A 21,127-nucleotide genomic window follows, 5' to 3' on the forward strand; every position below is an offset into this window, starting at 1 on the left:
CACCGAGTGGTGACCGAATGAACGACTGTGGCCCGTCCTGACGTGAGGACGGGCCACGGTTGTCTTCGGATCAGGCCCGGGACTGCAGCATCCGGTCGAAGAGATTGCTCGTCGCCGTGCGAATGCGCTGATCGACCCGGCCCTCTGCACTCAGGGCGATGGGCCAGTTGAAGGTTCCCGCGGCGAACACCATGGTGCCGCGCCGGTCCACACACAGGCTGGTGTTCTGGATCTTCGTTCCCCTGCCCATGCTGTCGGGGTACGGGGAGTGGGACAGCAGGGTCTGCTCGACATCCCGAGGCTTGGGCATCTTGCGGTCGAACCCGTCGGCCTCGATCGCCACCAGGTCGGGTATCTCATCACCGTCACGCACACCCGTGCCCGCCCAGAGCCAGTGGCCGCTCTCCTTCACGACGAGAGGCACCGGGTCCTTCAGCATGCCGTTGTACTGGACGCCCAGCAGCCCCTGCTCGGCGCGGCGGTGGTCCTTGTCCAGGTGCCGCCATCGGATGGTGGGGCCTCCGGCGCCCGGGTTCGGGTCGGCCTCCTCCTTGTAGCAGGCGACCACGCGGCTCGCCTTGTCCCGGGCGGAGGGCTCCAGCCGGATATTGAAGTAGATGTTGTTCGCTCCCAGGAACGCCAGATGCGTCCCCGCCTTCACGGCCGCTTCCGCGTGGTCGCGCATCTCCTTGGACCAGTACTCGTCATGTCCGGGGAACACGATCGCTCGGTGCCGGGACGGGTCTATGCGCCCTTCGTGCAGATCGATGCTGGTCGCGTAGGTGACGTCGTATCCCGCCTCCTCGGCCCAGCGGGTGAAGGACATGTCCATATCGAAAACCATGGGCAGTCCGTCATGGGAGTACGGCCGGTCGAAGGAGACCTCGTAGGAGCGCTCGGGGTTGGCACCGAGCCCACCCGTGGGCAGATGCCCTCGGTAGAGGTTCCTGCCCGTGCGGCCGTCCCTGGGCCACAGGTTGTAGGCCTGGTACGTCGTGAAGGGGGCCACCATCAGGATGTCCGAGGTGCGCTGCACGTCCCGCACGACGAACGGCGCGTAGCTGCGGTGGCCGTCGGCGGTGGTGAAGACGGCGAGGAAGAGCCCCGACACCCAGTCCTTCGGTATCTCGAAACTCCACGACACCGGCCAGTCGCAGGCGATGACCCGTGCGTGTCCCTTCGCCTCCGGCGTGGGCCGTGGCTTGCCCTCGAGCCGCGGGCTGACCGCCACACGACGGGCACCCGCACCGGCGTAATGGCCTATGCGGTAGAGAGCGACGTTGAAGGTGCCGGCGGGGCGGACCGACACATGGAAGTCGATGGTCTCGCCAGGGCTCACGGAGGTGGCGGAGGTGTATCCGTGTATCTGACCGTTCAGGTCGTCCACGGCCCGGATGCCGTCGATGCCGACCTTCCAGTCGGCCTTCCCGGCCAGCTTGTTCTCCCGGACCACGGGGTTGTCGCCGGTGCGCACGGCTCGCCGCACCGGGGGCGGCCCGGCGGCCTCGCTCTGCGCCTGGCAGCCGGTCAGCGCCGCGGCGCCGAGGCCGATCACTCCCAGGGCAGCACGACGGGACACAGCGGACATGGGCAACCTCCGTTGAAGCCGACGGGCGGTCGCCCAGCGCGCTACAGGATGGGACTGAACGGCACGCGAGAGCTATGAAGCATCTTCGGAAATGCCGGAACGACTGTACTTGTAGTGAACACATCTTCGACGTGATGGGAAGAAAATGTGGGAGAAGGCACTCACCCCCATCGCGTCAGCGGCGACCTGCCCGGCGGCCCTCGGAGTTCCCCCGCGACTGACAACTCCCTTGCTTCGAGCGCGCTCCAAGGCGTTGGCTGTACGACCATGAAGTACACGCAGCTCGGACGCACCGGACTCAAGGTCAGTCGCATCGTCCTCGGCACCATGAACTTCGGGCCGCAGACCGACGAGGCCGGCAGTCACGCCATCATGGACGCCGCGCTCGGCGCGGGGATCAACTTCTTCGACACCGCCAACGTCTACGGCGGGCCCGACAACCGGGGCCGCACCGAGGAGATCGTCGGCTCCTGGTTCGCCAAGGGGTCCGACCGCCGGGACAAGGTCGTCCTTGCCACCAAGGTGTACGGGCCCATGGGCGGCACCGGGGACGTGTGGCCCAACCACGACCGGCTCTCCGCCGTCAACATCCGGCGGGCCGTCGAGGCCAGCCTGAAGCGCCTCAACACCGACTACATCGACCTCTACCAGTTCCACCACATCGACCGGCACACGCCGTTCGAGGAGATCTGGCAGGCCATCGACGTACTGATCCAGCAGGGCAAGATCCTCTACGCCGGGTCGAGCAACTTCCCCGGCTACAAGATCGCCCAGGCCAACGAGAGCGCCGCCCGCCGCGGCATGGTCGGACTCGTCAGCGAGCAGTGCCTCTACAACCTCGCCGAGCGCCGCGCCGAGATGGAGGTCATCCCCGCCGCGCAGGACTACGGCCTCGGCGTCATCCCGTGGTCCCCGCTGCACGGCGGACTGCTCGGCGGCGTGATCAAGAAGGAGGCGGAGGGTACGGCGCGCCGCACCCAGGGCCGTTCCGCCGACGCGCTCGCCAACAGCGCCGTACGCGAGCAGGTCCAGGCGTACGAGAACCTCCTCGACAAGCACGGCCTCGCGCCCGGCGAGGTCGCGCTCGCCTGGCTGCTGACCCGGCCCGGGGTGACCGGACCGATCGTCGGGCCGCGCACGGCCGAGCAGTTGGAGTCCGCGCTGCGGGCGGTCGAGCTGGACCTCTCGGACGAGGTGCTCCAGGGGCTGGACGCGATCTTCCCGGGGACCGGGCCGTCGCCGGAAGCCTTCGCCTGGTAGGCGTAGGCGTAGACGGACGCGGCGGCGGGGGTCACACGACCGACGCCGCCGCGATGATCAGGAACATCAGTACGAGCACACCGGCCATGATCCGGTTTCGGGTTTTGGGGTCCACGCTTCGAGCGTAACCGCCCGCCGGGGCAGGACCGCCCGCAGGGCTACGTGCCCAGCGGCCAGGCGCCCACCGTCTCGTAGCGCGGCGGGCCGCCGGGCTCGCCCTTCGCGGCGAGGTTGCTGCGGACCAGGACGAGCTCGCCGGCCTGCCACCGCGCGCCCTCGAAGTGCTGGAGCTCGTCGACGTACGGGCGCAGGTCGACGGTCTGCGTACGGCCCCGGGCCAGCGTCAGGTGGGCGTGGTAGGCGCGATGCTCGTCCATCACGATGCCGGTACGGCGGGCTGCCGCGTCCGTGCGCTCGGCCAGCAACCGGATGTCGTCGAGCGCTCCCGCCGCGCCCGCCCACAGGGTGCGGCGCCCGAACCGGCCGCCGCCGTGGAGGCGCAGGGGGAAGGGCGCGGTGCGGTGGGCGGCGCGGGCGAGGCGGCCGCGCAGCTCGGGCAGGAGCCGCTCGTCCACCTCGCCCATGAACGCGAGGGTGAAGTGCCACCCCTCCCGGCCGGTCCAGCGCAGGTCGTCCGCGCCGGGGAGGGTCTTCAGGCGTCGGACCTCGGTGGCGAGTTCGTCGACGGCCGCGGGAGGCGGCAACACGGCAGCGAAAAGCCTCATGACGCGAGTCTGGCATGATCGCGCGCCTCTATTCTCGGGCCATGGACATGCCCATAACCATCAGGAAGGCCGACGCGGACGACATCCCCGCGATGCTCGCCATCCTGGACAGTGCCGTCGTCTGGCTGAACGCGCGCGGCATCACGGCGCAGTGGGGGACCGAGCCGTATTCGACCCGGCCGAAGGCTGTGGAGGTGGTTGGCGCGTACGTCACCGAGTGCTCGCCCTGGATCGCCGAGATCGACGGCGTGCCGGCCGGGACCATGACTCTCGCGCCGGTCCCGGGTGCGCACGTCCCGCCCGCCGACGAGCCGGAGGTGTTCGTCCGCAGCCTCGCCACCGAGGGGCGGCACCACGGGCGGGGCGTGGGCAGCGCGCTGCTGGCGCACGCCGTGGAGGAGGCCCGTCGGCAGGGGGTCTCGCTGCTGCGGGTGGACTGCTTCGCGGGCAGCGAGGGCCGACTGGTGCGGTACTACGAGCGCCAGGGCTTCACGCCGACGGAGACGTTCACGGTGGGCGACTGGCCGGGCCAGGTGCTGGCGCGACGGGTGTGACGGGTGTGACGCCCGGGGCCTACGAGGTGCGCCCCGGAGCCCTACCCGCAGACGCTACGCCGCCGTCGCCAGCTGCTCGCGCGGCACGAACCGCACGTGCGGGTGCCCCCGCCGCATGTCCAGCTGCAGCCGCAGCCCGACCGCCCGGACCAGCACCAGCCCGATGACCGCCGCCGCGGCCAGGGAGACCGCGCCGCCGGTGGCGAAGCCCACGCGGGCGCCGTAGGTGTCGGTGATCCAGCCCACGAGGGGCGCGCCCACCGGCGTACCGCCGACGAACACCATCATGTAGAGGCTCATCACGCGGCCCCGCATGACGGGGTCCGTCGCCATCTGGACCGACGAGTTCGCGGTGACGTTCACCGTGAGGCCCAGCATGCCGATGGGGACCATCAGCAGGGCGAACAGCCAGAAGGCCGGGGCGAGCGCCGCGGCGATCTCCAGGGCGCCGAAGGCGATGGCCGCGCCGACCAGCAGCCGCAGCCGCGAGGTGCCGCGCCGGGCGGACAGCAGGGCGCCGACCAGCGAGCCGACCGCGATCAGGGTGTTGAGCAGGCCGTACGTCCCCGGTCCGACGTGGAAGACGCCGTCCGCGAAGGCGGTGAGCCAGATCGGGAAGTTGAAGCCGAACGTGCCGACGAAGCCGACGAGCGCGATGGGCCAGATCAGCTCCGGGCGCCCGGCTACGTACCGCAGGCCCTCCCGCAGCTGGCCCTTGCCGCGCGGGGCGCGCGCGGACTTGTACAGCTCGCCGGTGCGCATCATCAGCAGCGCGGTGAGCGGGGCGAGGAAGGACAGGGCGTTGACGAGGAACGCCCAGCCGCTGCCGATGGAGGCGATCAGCGCGCCCGCGACGGCGGGGCCGACGAGCCGCGCCGACTGGAAGTTCGCGGAGTTCAGGCTGACGGCGTTGCGCAGCTGGTCCGGGCCGACCAGCTCGGAGACGAAGGACTGGCGGGCCGGGGTGTCGACGACCGAGACCATGCCGAGCAGGAACGCGATCAGGTACACGTGCCAGACCTGGACGTGCCCGGAGAGGGTCAGGACCGCGAGGGCCAGACCGCACAGGCCGAGCGCCACCTGGCAGGCCAGCAGCAGGTGCCGCTTGGGGTAGCGGTCGGCGATGACGCCGCCGTACAGGCCGAAGAGCAGCATCGGCAGGAACTGCAGCGCCGTGGTGATGCCGACGGCGGCGGCCGAGCCGGTGAGGCTGAGCACCAGCCAGTCCTGGGTGATGCGGGCCATCCAGGTGCCGGTGTTGGAGACGATGGCCCCGGTGAAGAAGAGCCGGTAGTTGCGGACCTTCAGGGAGGCGAAGGTCGACTTCTCATGCGTAGGGGTGGATATGCGTGCGGGTGCGGAGTCTGCTCCGTTTCCCGTACTCAAAGGTTCGCCTCCTCGATGCGGTGTGCTTACAGGTGCGCGAGCTTCTCCAGCACGGGCGCCGCCGCGCGCAGCTTCGCCCACTCGTCCTCGTCGAGCCCCTCGGCGAGCGAGGCCAGCCAGGCGTTCCGCTTGCGGCGGGACTCCTCGAGCATGGCCTCGGCCGTCTCGGTCGAGCTGACGACCTTCTGTCGGCGGTCGTCGGGGTGCGGCTCCAGCCGGACCAGTCCCTTGGCTTCGAGCAGCGCCACGATGCGCGTCATGGACGGCGGCTGGACGTGCTCCTTGCGGGCCAGCTCACCGGGGGTGGCCGAGCCGCAGCGGGCGAGGGTGCCGAGCACCGACATCTCGGTGGGGCTCAGCGATTCGTCGACGCGCTGGTGCTTCAGGCGTCGGCCCAGCCGCATGACGGCCGAGCGAAGCGAGTTCACGGCGGCTGTGTCAGCGGGCTCGCCGTGGGAGAGGTCAGGCATGTTCCTTAGCATAACTCATTACTCTGACTAAAGACCAGCGCTTCACCCGAACGGGTGAGAGATTTCCGGAAAGCGACGCGAGCGGGCGCGCAGGGCGGTCACCCTGACCGGCATGGCTTCGACGGTGCTCAGTCTGCGCATAGATGGGGAGCTGCTCGACCGGGTCAGGCAGCACGCGGCGAGAAGCGGAATGAGCGTCCAGGACTATGTGGTCCGGACGCTCATTCGCGAGGATTTCGACGAACGCTTTCAGGCGGCGGTCGACGAGACGGAGAGGTTCTACGGCCTCACCTGACGTACGTGACTCACGTGAGGCCCAGCGACGGCATGGCGTAGTAGAAGACGAAGACCGCCGACACGACGTACATCGCCACCGGGACCTCCCGGCCGCGCCCGGCCGCCAGCCGCAGCACGCTGAAGGCGATGAAGCCGATGCCGATGCCGTTGGTGATCGAGTACGTGAACGGCATCATCACCATCGCCAGGAAGGCGGGCACGGCGATGGTGAAGTCGCTCCAGTCGATGTCCCTCACCGACCCGGCCAGGATCAGGAAGCCGACCGCCAGCAGGGCCGGGGTGGCCGCCTGGGACGGGACCATCGTGGCGAGCGGCGTGAGGAACAGCGCCACCGAGAACAGCGCGCCCGTGACGACCGAGGCGAGGCCGGTACGGGCCCCCTCGCCGACGCCCGCCGTGGACTCCACGAAGCAGGTGGTGGCGGAGGAGGAGGTGGCGCCGCCGGAGGCGACGGCGAGGCCGTCGACGAGCAGCACCTTGTTGATGCCGGGGAAGTTGCCGTCCTTGTCGATCAGCTTGGCCTCGTCGCCGACGCCGAGGATCGTACCCATGGCGTCGAAGAAGCAGGAGAGGAGGACGGTGAAGACGAACAGGCAGCCGGTGAGCAGGCCGACCTTCTCGAAGCCGCCGAACAGGCTGACCTCGCCGACCAGCCCGAAGTCGGGCGTGGCGACCGGGTTGCCCGGCCACGTCGGGGTGGTCAGGCCCCAGGACGGGATGGTGGCGACGGCGTTGACCACCATCGCGACGATCGTCATGACGACGATCGAGATGAGGATGGCGCCGGGCACCTTGCGGATGATCAGCGCGAGGGTGAGCAGGGCGCCGAGCACGAAGACGAGGACCGGCCAGCCGGTGAGGTGACCGCTCGACCCGAGCTGGAGCGGGACGGTGGTGTGGGCGGCGTCCGGGATGCGGGAGACGAAGCCCGAGTCCACCAGGCCGATCAGCATGATGAACAGGCCGATGCCGATGGCGATGCCCTTGCGCAGGCCGACCGGCACGGCGTTCATCACGCGCTCGCGCAGACCCGTCGCGACCAGCAGCATCACGACGATGCCGGCCAGGACCACCATGCCCATCGCGTCCGGCCAGGACATGCGGGGCGCGAGCTGGAGGGCGACGACGGTGTTGACGCCGAGACCGGCGGCGAGGGCGATGGGGACGTTGCCGATGACGCCCATGAGGAGCGTCGAGAGCGCGGCGGTCAGGACGGTGGCGGTGACGAGCTGGCCGCTGTCGAGCTGGTGACCGTACATGTCCTTGGCGCTGCCGAGGATGATCGGGTTCAGCACGATGATGTACGCCATCGCGAAGAAGGTCGCGAATCCGCCGCGTACCTCCCGGGCGACCGTGGAGCCGCGCTCGGTGATCTTGAAGAAGCGGTCCAGGCCGCTGATCGGCTGCTGCGGGGACGGTGGCGTGGCGCCGGTGTCCACCGGAGCGGTGACCGAGGAGGGCATGCGAAACCTCAGGGTGCGGGGGGCGGGAAGGGGGGTTGACCGGTCGTATTCGTTCATTCACACGAAAGAAACCAGTCAGGCATAAGACGTTTCAGTATGAATGCATCATGCGAAGATCGGTATCTCCGCGCGTAGATGTGTCCGCTGGGTGGGACGCCGCTGCCCCTCGGGAGTCCAGCGGGACTCCGCATAGACTCGCCGCATGGCGAAGTGGACCCCCAAGCACGAGGCACCGGAGCCCCTGGAGGGGCCCGTCGTCGGCACGATCACCGGTGGCACGATCCTCTGGTTCGCCCTCTTCCTCGTCCAGGTCCCCTTCTACGGCTGGTTCGCCGACCGCGACCTCACCTGGTGGGTGTGGACCTGCCTCGCGGGTGGCGGCCTCGGGCTGATCGGCATCTGGTACGTCCGCAAGCGCGACGCCGCGATCAAGCGCGCGCGGGCCCAGCGGGACGCGGCACCGGGGCCGTCCGGCTCTTGACCGCGTTCGGCGGGTGAACGCCCGCCTCCCGCCGTACCGTCGAAGACATGACGCAGCGGGCGAAGATCGACACCGACGGCCCCGAGCCGGGGGCACCCGTCATCGACGCCGGGGCGGAGCTCGACCCCGTCCACCCGGTGGCGCCTCCCGTGCGGCACCGGCCCGAGGGGCTGACCGCCGCCGAAGTGGCCGAGCGGGTCGCGCGGGGCGAGGTCAACGACGTACCCGTACGCTCCTCGCGCTCCGCCGCCGACATCGTCCGCGCCAATGTCTTCACCCGCTTCAACGCCATCATCGGCGTGCTGTGGGTGATCATGCTGGTCGTCGCGCCGATCCAGGACAGCCTCTTCGGCTTCGTCATCCTCGCCAACACCGGCATCGGCATCGTCCAGGAGCTGCGCGCCAAGAAGACCCTCGACGGGCTCGCCGTCATCGGCGAGGCCAAGCCCACCGTCCGGCGCGACGGGGTCGCGGCGCGGCTGTCCACCTCGGAGATCGTGCTCGGCGACTGCGTCGAGCTGGGTCCCGGCGACAAGGTCGTCGTCGACGGCGTGGTCGCCGAGGCCGACAACCTGGAGATCGACGAGTCTCTGCTGACCGGCGAGGCCGACCCCGTCGTGAAGAAGCCCGGCGACCAGGTCATGTCCGGCAGCTTCGTCGTCGCGGGCGGCGGGGCGTTCACCGCCACCAAGGTGGGGCGCGAGGCGTACGCGGCGCAGCTGGCCGAGGAGGCGTCCCGCTTCACGCTCGTCCACTCCGAGCTGCGCAGCGGCATCTCCACGATCCTGAAGTACGTGACGTGGATGATGGTCCCGACCGCGATCGGGCTCGTCATCAGCCAGCTCGTCGTCAAGGACACCGACCTCAAGGAGTCCGTGGCCCGGACGGTCGGCGGCATCGTGCCGATGGTGCCGGAGGGGCTGGTGCTGCTGACGTCCGTGGCCTTCGCCATCGGCGTCATCCGGCTCGGGCGCAAGCAGTGCCTCGTCCAGGAGCTGCCCGCCATCGAGGGGCTCGCGCGCGTCGACGTCGTCTGCCTGGACAAGACCGGCACCCTCACCGAGGGCGGCATGGACGTCACCGAGCTGCGGATGCTCAACGGCTACGACGAGACGTACGTCCGCGAGGTGCTCGGCGCCCTCGGCGCGTCCGACCCGCGCCCGAACGCCTCCCTCCAGGCGATCATCGACGCCTACCCGGCGGAGGCGGACGGCGGGTGGACCTGCGTCCAGGCGCTGCCCTTCTCCTCCGCCCGCAAGTACAGCGGCGCCGCCTTCCAGGAGCCGGACGGCACCAGCAGCTGGCTGCTCGGCGCGCCCGACGTGCTGCTCCCCGACGGCGACCCCGTCCTGGACGCGATCGAGGACCTCAACGCCCAGGGCCTGCGGGTCCTGCTCCTCGCCCGCGTCACCGCCGCCCTGGACGACCCCGAGGTCGCCTCCACCGCCCGCGCCGCCGCCCTCGTCGTCCTGGAGCAGCGGCTGCGGCCCGACGCGGCCGACACCCTCGCCTACTTCGCCGACCAGAAGGTCGCCGCCAAGGTCATCTCCGGCGACAACGCCGTCTCCGTCGGCGCCGTCGCCGCCAAGCTCGGCATGGACGGCGCCGACCGCGCCGTCGACGCGCGCCGGCTGCCCGCCGAGCGGGCGGAGATGGCCACGGCCCTGGACGAGGGGGCCGTCTTCGGGCGGGTCACGCCGCGGCAGAAGCGGGACATGGTCGGCGCGCTCCAGGCCCACGGGCACACGGTCGCGATGACGGGCGACGGCGTCAACGACGTCCTCGCCCTCAAGGACGCCGACATCGGCGTCTCCATGGGCTCCGGCTCCGAGGCGACGAAAGCCGTCGCGCAGATCGTGCTGCTGAACAACAGCTTCGCCACCCTGCCGTCCGTCGTCGCGGAGGGGCGGCGGGTCATCGGCAACATCACGCGCGTCGCCACGCTCTTCCTGACGAAGACGGTCTACTCGGTGCTGTTGGCGATCCTGGTGGTGTGCTCGCAGGTGGAGTACCCCTTCCTGCCCCGCCACCTGACGCTGCTGTCCACCCTCACCATCGGCGTCCCGGCTTTCTTCCTCGCCCTCGCGCCCAACAAGGAGCGGGCCCAGCCGCACTTCGTACGCCGGGTCATGCGGTACGCGATCCCCGCCGGCCTCGTCGCCGCCACCACCACCTTCGCCACCTACCTGCTGGCCCGCACCCACTACAGCGGGGAGGGGGCGCTCGCCGCCGAGACCAGCGCGGCGACCCTCACCCTCTTCCTGGTGTCCCTGTGGGTGCTGGCGATCATCGCCCGCCCCTACACCTGGTGGCGCGTGGGCCTCGTGGCGACGATGGGCCTCGGTTTCCTCGTCGTCCTCGTCGTGCCCTGGCTCCAGGACTTCTTCGCCCTGAAGCTCGTGGGCACGACGATGCCGTGGGCCGCCGTCGCCATCGCCGCCCTCGGCGCGGCGGTGCTGGAGCTGGCGTGGCGGTGGGTGTCGCGGAAGATCCCGGCGACGGCCGATTAGGCCCGGCCGCCGGGCAGGGTACTCAGTCGAACCAGCGGTCCCGCGCCAGCTCCTCCGTGCGCGACGGGTCCTCCAGCAGCGCCGCCACCTCGAAGCGGCGCGGCCACTGGCCCGCCGCCCAGGCCAGGCCCGCCGCCACGCCCTCCAGCGTGGACGCGTGGACCGTGCCGTCCGGGGCCCGGAGCCAGTCCAGCTCCACTCCCCCGGCACGCAGCTCCTCGTGCTCGACGTACGTCTCCGGGGTGCCCGGCCCGAGCAGGGCGTGCACCGACTCCGGTACGTCGTGGACCTCGCCCTCCGAGGTCACCTCGGCGTCCACGGCCTCGCTCAGCCGCCGCACCTGGAACAGCTCCGCCAGCTCCGCCGCCCGCGACGGGGCCACCGGCAGCAGCGCCCGGCCCCCGGCGAGGGGCAGCAGGTCGGGCGCGTCCGCGACCAGCGCCTCGGCCGCGTCCACCACCCGCACCTCGCCGTCGACCACGGCGCGCAGCTCGTCCGGGAGCAGCGACACCTGCTCCGGGTCGAGGTCCGCGAGCGCGGTGTACAGGCCGTGCAGCTGCGCCGCGCCCACCTCGCGGTCCGGGTCCGCGAGGCGCGCCAGCAGCTCCGCCGCGCCGCCCGGCTCCTCCAGCAGCGCCGCGACCGAGGTCCGTACGCCGAGGGCGCGCAGCACCTGCGCGTCCTGGAAGCCCGTCGTGTCGACCGCGTCGTACAGGCCCTCCAGCAGCGGGTCGGCCCCGGCGGCCCGGAGCCCGGCCGGGCGGCGCCCGTCGAGCACGGGGTGGCCGCGCAGCCACCACGCCGTGTAGGAGCGGACGGTCTCGGTCGTGCCGTCCGGCAGCAGGATCCGCACCCGCTGCGTGAGCGCGTCCCGCAGCGGCGGCTGCGCGAGCAGCGCGAGCGCCTGCGGCCAGGCGTCGTCGTCGACCAGGTCCAGGTCCCGTACGGCCACGATCTCGGTCGCCACCGGCGGCACGGGCGTGTCCGGCAGCCGGTCCAGGACGTCCTCGCACCACACGTCGACGGCGTCGAGCAGGCCGACGTCGTCCGGCTCGGGGAAGTCGCCCTCGCGGGGCTCCACTTCGTCCGGGTCGAGCACGACGTCCGTGGCCCGTACGAGCGCGAAGTTCGCCAGCACCCCGCAGGCGGCGAGCGGCTGTTCGCCCCAGCGCTCCGCCAGCTCCGCGTCCACCAGGGCCAGTTCGTCCTCGCGCATGACCGAGGCGAAGGGGCTGCCCGGCAGGACCAGTTCGCTCGCGGGCGCGAGCTCCCCGTCCTCGTCCGGCAGCGCCAGGGCGCCCAGCCACGGCTCGTCGCCGGGCTCCAGGCCCGCTTCCCGTACGAGCGCGAGGACGGCGTCCGCGAGCTCGTCCGCGTCCAGGCCTGCTTCCTCGTCCCAGACGTCCTCGGCATCCAGCGAGGCGGCCACCGCCGCCCGCACCTGGGGCGTGGTCAGCACCGCGCGGGGCGTCGCCGCCACCGCGCCGAGCTTCTCCAGGACGGGGTGCGCGGCGTCGGGGTGCGCCACCTTCAGGCCCAGGCGCGTCAGGTCGACCGGGGTGTCCGGCAGCGGCAGCAGCACCTGGCGCGGCCCGATCGCCGTACGCCCGCCGACCAGCGGCACCGGCAGACCCGTCAGCCGGTCCGGGTCCACGCCCGCGAGGGACTCGTACAGCCAGTGCCACCACTCCGGCGCCCGCTCCACGCCCGCCAGCCGGTCGATCGCCTCGCCCAGCGGCAGCCGCGCCACGCCCAGCGCGCGCAGCTCGGTCCGGCGCTCCAGGCCGGCCGGCAGCAGCGTCGGCAGGACCTCCGCCAGGACGCGTACGGTGTCGGCGCCCGCGCCCTCCACGACCTCCGCCTCGAAGGGGCGCAGGGCGTGGAGCTCCTCCGACGGGGCCGCCGGGGCGAGGAACGCGACGCGCGGCAGCAGCTCCAGCACCGCGCCCCGGATCGCGCCGTCCAGGACGCCCTTGCCGAGCGGGCCCGGCACGAGGTCGATCGTCCCCGTCGACACGGGCCGCCAGTCGGCGAGCAGTTCGGCGTACGCCTCGGCAGCCCGCCGCACCAGGAAGTCGGTCAGCGGCCCCGGCGCCGGGTGGCGGCGCGTGGTGTCCAGCGGGAAGGAGGCGATGAGCAGCGCGGGGATGCCCAGCGGCTCGTCGGTCGGCGTCGGCGCGTGGACGACGGGCGCGGTACGGGGCCGGACGGGCGCGCCCTCCTCGTCCACGGGCACGGCCCAGGTGAGGGACCAGTGGGGCCGCAGCCGCTCCTCGACCGGTCGGTCCTTCAGCAGGTCGGGCGCGATGGCCCCCTGCCGGCTGACGGTCCGCCAGCGGTGCGTTCCGCCGGCGCTGTCCTCGATGTGCGTGTAGCCGTCCCGCCGCGTACGGGTCAGGACGCGGCTGCCGCCCGGCGTCTCCACGACCACCTCGGTGAGGCCCGGGAGCGTCAGCAGCAGCGCGTCGTCGACGCCCGCGAGCAGCCGCTCGACCAGGTCCACGGCGGCCGCGTCCCGCAGCGGCAGGATCACCACGGTGTCGTAGCCCCCGGGCGCGGTGCCCTCGGCGGGCAGCGGCAGGCGCAGCAGCGGCACGTGGCCGTCGCGGCGGCGCAGCTCGTCCCCGAGGCCCGGGCTCGCCTTGGCGGCGTCGGCCGCCATCTCGCGCGCCTCGCGCAGCGACCAGCGCACACCGCCGTGGCGGCCCACCACCGCGGGCTCGTCGCTCACCGCGAGCACGGCGGCGAAGCCCACGCCGAAGCGGCCGACCGCGCTCTCGTGGCCCTCGCGCTTGGCGGACGCGCGCAGGGTGGACAGCGACTCGACGCCCGTCGCGTCGAGGGGCGCGCCGGTGTTGGCGGCGACCAGCACCGCGCGGCCGTCGCCGGCCGGGTCCGCCGGGTGCAGCGTCAGCCGGAGCCGTCCCGCCACGCCCGCGCGGGCGGCGGCGTCGGCGGCGTTCTGCGCGAGCTCCACCACCAGGCGGTCCCGGTAGCCCCCGAGCGCCAGGTCCTCCTCGGCGTTCGCGTCCTCCCGGAACCGCGCGGGCGCGGCGCCCCAGGCGTCGAGCACCCCGCGCCGCAACCGGGCGGTCCCGAACGGGTCGGCCGCGCCTTCGGTCGCCATGGCCCTCACGCTCACGTCGTGCTCCGCTCTCGTGGACTGTGCCTGTACGGGGCCCGAAGGTACCGCGTGAGAGCGACCGGGATCTTGTTGGGCCGGGCCCTAGCTGTGGCCCAGGTCCTCCGAGGCGGCGTCCGGCGAGGTCGCCGGGACGGAGCCCTGGTCGTGGGCCGGGCGCAGCGGGAAGGCGTCGGCGCCCATCGAGTCGAGAACCGGCGGCGCGGGGCGCGGCGGCTTCGGCATGACGGCGGCCTCGGAGTGGCCGCCGCAGCCGTACCCGAGGGACACCACGCGCCCGTCGGCCGGGGAGAACTCGTTGGCGCAGACGCCGAACGCCAGCCGCAGCGAACCGCCCAGCGGCACCAGGAAGCCGCAGCTCGCGCAGGAGGCGGGAGCGGCCTGGGCCATCGGGGTCTTCGCGCCGAAGGACTCCTCCCAGCGGTCGGCCGCGACGTGGAGCCCGTACCGCGACAGCACGCGCGCCCGGCGCATGCCGAGTTCCTCGGCGACGGCCGCGATGGCGCCCCGGGAGGGCGTACGGGAGACGAAATCAGCGTCCTCGGCGGCGGCCAGCTCCGCGACCTCCTCGGAGACCGGGGAGTTCGGCGGCGGCTCGTCCTCGCCGGTGTAGCCGGGCTCCAGGCGCAGGTCGTCCTGCTCCGTGGGCAGCAGGTCGCCGGGCCCGAGGTCCCCGGGCCGCAGGCGCTCGCTCCACGGCACCCACTCGGGGGCGAGGAGGGCGTCGGAGCCCGGCAGCAGCACCACCTCGTCGAGGGTGACGTTCTTGGCGCGGGAGGCGCGGGCGACCGTGACGGCCCACCGCCAGCCGCGGTAGCCGGGTTCGTGGCTCGCGAAGAAGTGCGTGACGACCCGGTCACCTTCCGCGACCACGCCGGCGTGCTCCCCGACGACGCCCGGGGCGGCGACCTCCTCGGCCGCCTCCCTGGCGAGGTCTACCGCCTCCGCGCACAGCCGGTCCGGGGCGGGGGTACGCGCAGTACGGCTTCGCGTCGTCGCAGCACTCACAGGTCTCGCTTCTCTCCTACGCCGTCTCACAGATGCGCCGGCCGAGTCGCGATGTTGGGCGGCGGGCGGAGCGGACCGGAGGACCGCATCGACGTCCGCGCCCGACGTTTCCGTTTCCCGGGCACACCTATCGTCATCCATTCTGCGGGATGCCGAAGAGGCGCGCGGCCGAGAACAGCCGCCGGTGGCGCGCTACGCACGCTACCCCCTCCGCCGCCCGCCGCCCACCTGCCCGCCCCAAGTAGCCGTCATACCGGTTCATCGATGTGGCACGTGGGGCACTATGACGGGGTGGCAGCCGCGAGGTCGTCCTCCGACGCGTCCGACGGTGCCGGGCCGCTCCGCAGGGCGGCCGGGCGGATCGGCCGTGCCATGCACCTGCCCTTCACGGGCACCGCGCGCGGCATCCGCCGGGCCACGCACGCGCAGGGCGCGGGCGAATCCGGCCTCGGCAAACTGATCGAGCTGCACGCCCTCAACGGCGCCGGTGATGTCATGATCACCGTCGCGCTCGCTTCCACCGTCTTCTTCTCCGTGCCGACCGACGAGGCCCGCGGCCGCGTCGCGCTGTACCTCGCCATCACGATGGCGCCCTTCACGCTCCTCGCCCCCGTCATCGGCCCGCTCCTCGACCGCGTCCCGCACGGCCGCCGCGCCGCCATGGCGGGCGCGATGCTCACCCGCGCCGTACTCGCCCTCACCATGTCCGGCGCCGTCGCCACCGGCGGCCTGGAGCTCTACCCGGCCGCGCTCGGCGTGCTCGTCGCGTCGAAGGCGTACGGAGTCGTCCGCAGCGCCGTCGTGCCGCGCCTGCTCCCACCCCGCTTCTCGCTCGTGAAGGCGAACTCGCGCGTGACGCTGGCCGGGCTGCTCGCCACAGGGGTCGCCGCGCCCGTCGGCGCCGGGCTCCAGTTCATCGGTCCGCAGTGGCCGCTGTACGGGGCGTGCGTGCTCTTCGTCGGAGGAACGTTCCTGGCGATGTCGATGCCGCACAAGGTGGACTCGGCGCGCGGCGAGCGCAAGGCGCACATTCTGACCCACGGCGAGCGCAAGCCCAGCCTGCGCACGGTCGGGCCGTCCGTCCTGCACGGCCTCCAGGCGAACGCCGCGCACCGCGCCCTCTCCGGCTTCCTGATCTTCTTCCTCGCCTTCCTGCTGCGCGAGCACCCGCTGTCCGGGCAGAGCGCGGCCGTCTCGCTCGGCATCGTCGGCGTCGCGGCGGGCGTCGGCAACGCCTGCGGCACCGCGGTCGGCGCGTGGCTGCGGGCCCGCGCGCCCGAGGTGATCGTCGCCACCATGCTGACGCTCGCGCTCACGGCGGCGGTCGTCGCCGCGGTCTTCTTCGGCGGCGTCGCGGTGGCGGTCCTCGGGGCGATCGCCGGCCTGTCGCAGGCCCTGTCGAAGCTGTCGCTCGACGCGATGATCCAGCGGGACGTGCCCGAGGTGGTGCGTACCTCGGCGTTCGCCCGCTCCGAGACGCTGCTGCAGATGGCGTGGGTGGTGGGCGGGGCCATCGGCATCGCCCTGCCGCTGAACGGCTCCCTGGGCATGTCCGTCGCCGCGGCGATCCTCGCGGCCGGGGCGCTGATCACGGTACGGGGCCTGCTGTCGGCCGCCCGGCACGGCGGCACGCCGCACCCCCGCGTGGCGTGATGCGGGGTGGCGTATAGCCTTCGAGCCATGACCGTTGCGTTCATTTCCGGTAGGGCCCGCCGGGCCGGCGTCGCTCTCGGTGCCGTCTCCGCGGGACTCCTCGTCCTCTCCGCCTGCGGCGAAAAGCCGACCCCGCTCGCGACCGTGACGGTCGGGTCCGACTCCGTGCACGCCGAGGCGACCTGCTACAACGACGGGAAGCCGATCAAGGAGTCGGAGATCCAGAAGTGCCTGGACAAGAAGTCCGGCAAGACCATCGAGGTCGCTCTGGACGACCGGATCCGCTTCGGCGTGGACCCGGAGATCGCCGAGAACGGCTGGACGCTCTTCATCGGCGGCCAGCAGGCCGAGCAGGAGCCCTTCAAGAAGACGTACCGGACGATTCCGGCGAACGCCTTCCTGTCGAGCCAGACCGGCGAGATGTCCAACACCGCGCAGATCAGCATCGTCGAGACGACCGGCAAGAAGCTGACGGGCATCTGGCACTTCGAGCTGAAGAAGGCCACGTCCTGACGTTGCGCGTCCTCGTCGTGACGGCGGTCCCGGCCGAGGCCGAGGCCGTCACCCGCGGCCTGGCGGGCTTCGCCCCGTCGGGCCCGCCGCGCCGCCTGCCGTCGGGCCACACGGTGTCCCCCTGGCGGCGGGACGGCCTGTACGGCGTCCCGGCCCCCGGAGGCTCACCCGCGGCCTCCCCCGGCGCCGTCGTGGACGTCGTGGCGGCCGGGGTCGGGCCCGCGGCCGCCGCCGTGGGGGCCACCAGCGCCCTGGCCTCGGCCCCGTACGCGTACGACCTCGTCGTCTCCGCCGGAATCGGCGGCGGCTTCGCGCCGCACGCGCCGCTCGGGGCCGTCGTCGTCTCGGACGCGATCGTCGCCGCCGACCTGGGGGCCGACACGCCCGACGGCTACCTCACCCTCGACGAGCTCGGCTTCGGCCGCTCCACCCACCTGCCGCCCGCCGGGCTGACCGCGCGCATCGCCGCCGCCCTGCGCGCGGGCGGGCAGCGGCACGTCGTCGCACCGGTCCTCACCGTGTCGACGGTGACCGGCACCGCCGAGCGCACCGCCGAGCTGGTCGCCCGCCACCCGGGGGCCGGCGCGGAGGCCATGGAGGGCTTCGGCGTCGCCGAGGCGGCCGCCGCGCACGGCGTGCCCGTCGTCGAGCTCCGCGCCGTCTCCAACACCGTCGGCCCGCGCGACCGCGCCGCCTGGCAGATCGGCCGGGCGATGGACTCCCTGCGGTACGCGTTCGAGCTGCTCGGCACCACCGTCTTCCTGGAGGACCTGTGAGGATCGCGTATTCGCCCTGCCCGAACGACACCTTCGTCTTCCACGCCTGGGCCCACGGCCTCGTCCCGGGCGCGCCCCCGCTGGACGTGACCTTCGCCGACATCGACGTCACCAACGGCATGGCCGAGCGCGGCGAGCTCGACGTCCTGAAGGTGTCGTACGCGGTGCTGCCGTGGGTGCTGGAGGAGTACGCCCTGCTGCCGTGCGGCGGCGCGCTGGGCCGGGGCTGCGGCCCGCTGGTGCTCACGCGCGAGCCGGGGACGGAGCTCGCGGGCAGGACGGTCGCGGTGCCGAGCGAGCGCTCGACGGCGTACCTGCTGTTCCGTCTCTGGGCGGCGGACGTCGTCCCGGGCGGGGTCGGCGAGGTCGTGGTGATGCCGTTCCACGAGATCATGCCGGCCGTGCGGGACGGCAAGGTCGACGCGGGGCTCGTCATCCACGAGGCCCGCTTCACGTACCAGAACTACGGCCTCCACCGCCTCGCCGACATGGGCGAGCACTGGGAGTCCACGACGGGCCTGCCCATCCCGCTGGGCGCGATCATCGCCAAGCGCTCCCTGGGCGCGGAGACCCTGAAGCTGCTCGCCGAGTCGGCGCGGACCTCGGTCCGGATGGCCTGGGACGACCCCGAGGCGTCGCGTGCGTACGTACTCGAGCACGCCCAGGAGATGGACCCGGCGGTGGCCGATCAGCACATCGGGCTGTACGTCAACGAGTTCACGGCCGGCCTCGGCGAGGACGGCTACGCGGCGGTGCGGGGCCTGCTCACCCGCGCGGCGGCCGAGGGGCTGGTGCCGCCCCTCGGCCCGGACGCGCTCACGTTCGTCTGACCTTCGCCCCACGTCGACGGCCGGAGGCCGGCGCGGCGGCCCGAAGCCCGCGAAGCGGTGCGAGGGCCGCAGAAAAGCTCAGACGTCGAGTTGGTCGGCGACCGCCCGCAGCAGGCCCGCGATCTTCTTGCCGTGGACCTTGTCGGGGTAGCGGCCCCGCTCCAGCATCGGGGTGATGTTCTCCAGGAGCGTCGTCAGGTCCTGGACGATGGACGCCAGCTCGTCCGGCTTGCGGCGCTGCGCGGCCGCGACCGACGGGGTCGGGTCCAGGACGATCACGGAAAGCGCCTGGTCACCGCGCTGACCTGCGACGACGCCGAATTCCACGCGCTGGCCGGGCTTGAGGGCGTCCACCCCGGCAGGGAGCACCGACGAGTGCACGAAGACGTCGCCGCCGTCGTCGCGGGAGAGAAAGCCGAAGCCCTTCTCGCTGTTGAACCACTTGACCTTGCCGGTAGGCACGTCTGTCCTCGTCCTCGTACTCGATGTCTGACGCCACGAAATGGCTCTGGATAGCACTACAGCGGGTCGTTCGACCCGCCGAGACCAAGGCTAATGGTCTTGGGCAGGGTGACAAGACGTCTCTGATTTGTTCCTCCGGCCGGGGAACTACCCTGGCCGAATGCGTAGTGAAACCCCTGCGAGCAGCGCCGCCCCCGGTGACGGCCTCGTCCGCACCGGCGGAATCGTCTTCATCGTCGGCGCCATCGCCACCCTGGTCACGGTGGCGCCCCTCTTCCTGGGCACGGACCCGTTCCCGCCCGTGGCGTACGCCGTGTGCATGCTGATGGGCGTCGGGTTCGCCCTCGCCGCGGCCGGGGTGCTGCGCTCGATCGCGGCGCAGCGCCGTCAGGCGAGGTCGGCGGCGGACTCGGCGGCCAAGCCCGCCCTGTAAGCCTCCCACCAGGCCGGAAAGGCCGTCAGGTCCTCCAGGACGACATCCGCGCCGGCCGCCCGCAGCTCCTCGGCGTCGCAGGGACCGGTGGGTACGGAGACGGCGAGCGCACCCGCCGTGCGCGCGCCGCGCACGTCGCCGGTGTGGTCGCCGACGTACACGCTCGCGCCGTGTTCGCGCAGCGCCTCCGCCTTGGCCTCCGCCCACAGCCAGCCGACGACCGCGTCGGGCTCGATGCCGAGGTGGGAGAGGTGGAGCTTGGCGTTCGGCTCGTGCTTGGCGGTCACGACGACGGCCCGGCCGCCCGCCGCGCGAACGGCTTGAATCGCATCCCTCGCGCCCGGCATCGCCCGCGTCGGCTCGATCGCGTACGCGGGGTAGAGCGCGCGGTAGCGGTCCCCCATCTCCTGAACCCGGTCGGCCGGGAACCAGTGCGCCAGCTCCTGTTCGAGCGGCGGCCCGAGGCGGGTGACGGCCAGGTCGGCGTCTATCCACACACCGGTCTCGGCGGAGAGCGCCCGGTAGGCGGCGTGGATGCCGGGACGGGAGTCGATCAGCGTCATGTCGAGGTCGAAGCCGACGGTGAGCGGCGCGTGCGGGGCTGAGTGCATGGGGGCCATTGTGCCGGGCGGCGGCTTCCGGCCACCCGGCCCGCGGGGCGGGATCAGGCGCGGCGGGAGCGCCAGATCAGGAAGAGGGCCGACGCGAGGGCCGCGCCCCGCACCACCCAGGGCCACGTCTCCGACACCGCCTCGCCCATCGCCCCCTGCGCGATCGGATCGCCCCAGCGCCCCTCCGTCCGCCCCCACAGCCACACCACCGCGCCCGCCGCGACCACGCCCGGCAGCCCCATGACCGCCCACTTCGCCTCCGTACGGCTCAGGCGGCGCGAGCCGTACGCGAGGAGCCAGCCGCCCGCGAGCGGGTACCAGGAGCCGAGGGCCGCGCCCGCGAGGAGGAGCACGGCGGCGAGCAGCAGGAACGGGTTGCGCAGCCGGGCCGGCGCGGGCGCGGGCGCCGGTACGGCCTCGGGGGCGGGTGCCGCTGCCGGGGGCGTACGGCGGCGCAGGCGCGGGAAGCGGCGGCCCTTGTCCGGCGGGGCTGCGGCTTCGGGAGCAGCCGGCGCCTCGGAAGCACCGGGGACCTCAGGGGCCTCGGCGGGCGGGGGCTTCAGCATCTCCGGGATCTCGACCCCGCCGTGGAAGCCCGCCGGCACGTCCTCCACGCGCCACCAGTCCGGCTGGACGTCGCCGGACCCGACCTCGTCCATGCCCGCCAGATGCGGACTCCCGGCCCCGGACCCGGCCGCCTCCGGCTTCGCCGTCCGCTGCGGCGGTACCGACAGCTGCCCCGAGGACGCCGCCGCCACCACCTCGTCCGGCGTGCCGAGGCGGGTCAGAATCCGCCGCACCGCCTCCGGGCTGTCGCTCTTCGCCCGCCGCTGCTCGATCTCGCCGCGCAGCGACGCCACGAGCCTCATCCTCGCCTGGGAGGGCAGCTGTTGCCGCTGGGCCAGGTCACCGACCCGGCTCAGGTAGTCGAAGACCAGTTGGTCGCTCTCGATCCCCACGTCCCG

The 21,127-nt window shown here is 72.7% G+C and carries 20 protein-coding genes; 10 read left to right on the forward strand and 10 right to left on the reverse strand.

Annotated features, from left to right (window positions below):
• Positions 1-70: 70 nt before the first annotated feature.
• Positions 71-1,588, reverse strand: coding sequence for a N,N-dimethylformamidase beta subunit family domain-containing protein (locus tag ABZX67_RS06505; protein ID WP_355355480.1), 1,518 nt, complete (start codon positions 1,586-1,588; stop codon positions 71-73).
• A 267-nt stretch (positions 1,589-1,855) separates the two neighbouring features.
• Here ABZX67_RS06505 and ABZX67_RS06510 point away from each other — a divergent pair, with 267 nt between their 5' ends.
• Positions 1,856-2,848: an aldo/keto reductase gene (locus ABZX67_RS06510; RefSeq protein ID WP_355355482.1), complete on the forward strand. Its 993-nt coding sequence runs from the start codon at positions 1,856-1,858 to the stop codon at positions 2,846-2,848.
• 158 nt (positions 2,849-3,006) lie between these two features.
• Here the strand turns inward: ABZX67_RS06510 and thpR are convergent, their stop codons facing one another.
• A complete protein-coding gene (gene thpR, locus ABZX67_RS06515) occupies positions 3,007-3,573 on the reverse strand; it encodes an RNA 2',3'-cyclic phosphodiesterase (protein ID WP_355355484.1) in 567 nt (188 codons plus the stop codon).
• 47 nt (positions 3,574-3,620) lie between these two features.
• On the opposite strand from thpR, the gene ABZX67_RS06520 reads away from it, so the two are divergent.
• Positions 3,621-4,127, forward strand: coding sequence for a GNAT family N-acetyltransferase (locus ABZX67_RS06520; RefSeq protein ID WP_355355669.1), 507 nt, complete (start codon positions 3,621-3,623; stop codon positions 4,125-4,127).
• A gap of 54 nt (positions 4,128-4,181) precedes the next feature.
• On the opposite strand, the gene ABZX67_RS06525 is transcribed toward ABZX67_RS06520, so the two are convergent.
• Together ABZX67_RS06525 and ABZX67_RS06530 are read right to left on the reverse strand one after the other, a co-directional pair.
• Complete coding sequence (locus ABZX67_RS06525; protein ID WP_355355486.1) at positions 4,182-5,513, reverse strand: MFS transporter; 1,332 nt, start codon at positions 5,511-5,513, stop codon at positions 4,182-4,184.
• Between the two features lie 26 nt (positions 5,514-5,539).
• A complete protein-coding gene (locus tag ABZX67_RS06530) occupies positions 5,540-5,983 on the reverse strand; it encodes a MarR family transcriptional regulator (protein ID WP_355355488.1) in 444 nt (147 codons plus the stop codon).
• 112 nt (positions 5,984-6,095) lie between these two features.
• On the opposite strand from ABZX67_RS06530, the gene ABZX67_RS06535 reads away from it, so the two are divergent.
• A complete protein-coding gene (locus ABZX67_RS06535; RefSeq protein WP_355355490.1) occupies positions 6,096-6,278 on the forward strand; it encodes a ribbon-helix-helix protein, CopG family in 183 nt (60 codons plus the stop codon).
• Positions 6,279-6,288: 10 nt separating this feature from the next.
• Here ABZX67_RS06535 and ABZX67_RS06540 read toward each other — a convergent pair whose 3' ends face one another.
• The gene (locus tag ABZX67_RS06540) at positions 6,289-7,743 is read right to left on the reverse strand and encodes an NCS2 family permease (RefSeq protein WP_355355491.1); all 1,455 of its coding nucleotides are present in this window, start codon (positions 7,741-7,743) and stop codon (positions 6,289-6,291) included.
• A gap of 202 nt (positions 7,744-7,945) precedes the next feature.
• On the opposite strand from ABZX67_RS06540, the gene ABZX67_RS06545 reads away from it, so the two are divergent.
• Positions 7,946-8,224: a DUF2530 domain-containing protein gene (locus tag ABZX67_RS06545; RefSeq protein WP_355355493.1), complete on the forward strand. Its 279-nt coding sequence runs from the start codon at positions 7,946-7,948 to the stop codon at positions 8,222-8,224.
• A gap of 47 nt (positions 8,225-8,271) precedes the next feature.
• The gene (locus ABZX67_RS06550) at positions 8,272-10,734 is read left to right on the forward strand and encodes an HAD-IC family P-type ATPase (protein WP_355355495.1); all 2,463 of its coding nucleotides are present in this window, start codon (positions 8,272-8,274) and stop codon (positions 10,732-10,734) included.
• Positions 10,735-10,756: 22 nt separating this feature from the next.
• Here the strand turns inward: ABZX67_RS06550 and ABZX67_RS06555 are convergent, their stop codons facing one another.
• Both ABZX67_RS06555 and ABZX67_RS06560 read right to left on the reverse strand, forming a co-directional pair.
• Positions 10,757-13,861: a molecular chaperone Hsp90 gene (locus ABZX67_RS06555; protein ID WP_355355497.1), complete on the reverse strand. Its 3,105-nt coding sequence runs from the start codon at positions 13,859-13,861 to the stop codon at positions 10,757-10,759.
• Between the two features lie 99 nt (positions 13,862-13,960).
• Positions 13,961-14,884 (reverse strand): DUF3027 domain-containing protein, encoded by a 924-nt coding sequence (locus ABZX67_RS06560; protein ID WP_355355499.1) that lies wholly within the window; start codon positions 14,882-14,884, stop codon positions 13,961-13,963.
• Between the two features lie 264 nt (positions 14,885-15,148).
• On the opposite strand from ABZX67_RS06560, the gene ABZX67_RS06565 reads away from it, so the two are divergent.
• The 4 genes from ABZX67_RS06565 to ABZX67_RS06580 are packed head-to-tail and all read left to right on the forward strand — an operon-like array spanning position 15,149 to position 18,656.
• Positions 15,149-16,537 carry an MFS transporter gene (locus ABZX67_RS06565; RefSeq protein WP_355355501.1) on the forward strand — a complete coding sequence of 463 codons (1,389 nt, stop codon included), beginning with the start codon at positions 15,149-15,151 and terminating at the stop codon, positions 16,535-16,537.
• Between the two features lie 27 nt (positions 16,538-16,564).
• Positions 16,565-17,050, forward strand: a complete 486-nt coding sequence (locus ABZX67_RS06570; RefSeq protein WP_355355503.1) for a DUF2771 domain-containing protein — start codon at positions 16,565-16,567, stop codon at positions 17,048-17,050.
• Positions 17,051-17,052: 2 nt separating this feature from the next.
• Positions 17,053-17,826: a futalosine hydrolase gene (locus tag ABZX67_RS06575; protein WP_355355505.1), complete on the forward strand. Its 774-nt coding sequence runs from the start codon at positions 17,053-17,055 to the stop codon at positions 17,824-17,826.
• A 2-nt stretch (positions 17,827-17,828) separates the two neighbouring features.
• Entirely contained in the window at positions 17,829-18,656 is an 828-nt protein-coding gene (locus ABZX67_RS06580) for a 1,4-dihydroxy-6-naphthoate synthase (RefSeq protein ID WP_355355671.1), read from the forward strand.
• Between the two features lie 78 nt (positions 18,657-18,734).
• Here ABZX67_RS06580 and ABZX67_RS06585 read toward each other — a convergent pair whose 3' ends face one another.
• Entirely contained in the window at positions 18,735-19,118 is a 384-nt protein-coding gene (locus tag ABZX67_RS06585) for a cold-shock protein (protein WP_355355507.1), read from the reverse strand.
• 160 nt (positions 19,119-19,278) lie between these two features.
• Here ABZX67_RS06585 and ABZX67_RS06590 point away from each other — a divergent pair, with 160 nt between their 5' ends.
• Positions 19,279-19,551 (forward strand): hypothetical protein, encoded by a 273-nt coding sequence (locus ABZX67_RS06590; RefSeq protein ID WP_355355509.1) that lies wholly within the window; start codon positions 19,279-19,281, stop codon positions 19,549-19,551.
• Here ABZX67_RS06590 and ABZX67_RS06595 read toward each other — a convergent pair.
• A complete protein-coding gene (locus ABZX67_RS06595; protein ID WP_355355511.1) occupies positions 19,506-20,171 on the reverse strand; it encodes a haloacid dehalogenase-like hydrolase in 666 nt (221 codons plus the stop codon). The genes ABZX67_RS06590 and ABZX67_RS06595 overlap by 46 nt on opposite strands.
• Positions 20,172-20,215: 44 nt before the next feature.
• Entirely contained in the window at positions 20,216-21,121 is a 906-nt protein-coding gene (locus tag ABZX67_RS06600; protein ID WP_355355513.1) for a hypothetical protein, read from the reverse strand.
• Between the last annotated feature and the right edge of the window lie 6 nt (positions 21,122-21,127).

It is taken from the genome of Streptomyces sp. NPDC003036 (assembly GCF_040611175.1).
Taxonomy (GTDB): domain Bacteria; phylum Actinomycetota; class Actinomycetes; order Streptomycetales; family Streptomycetaceae; genus Streptomyces.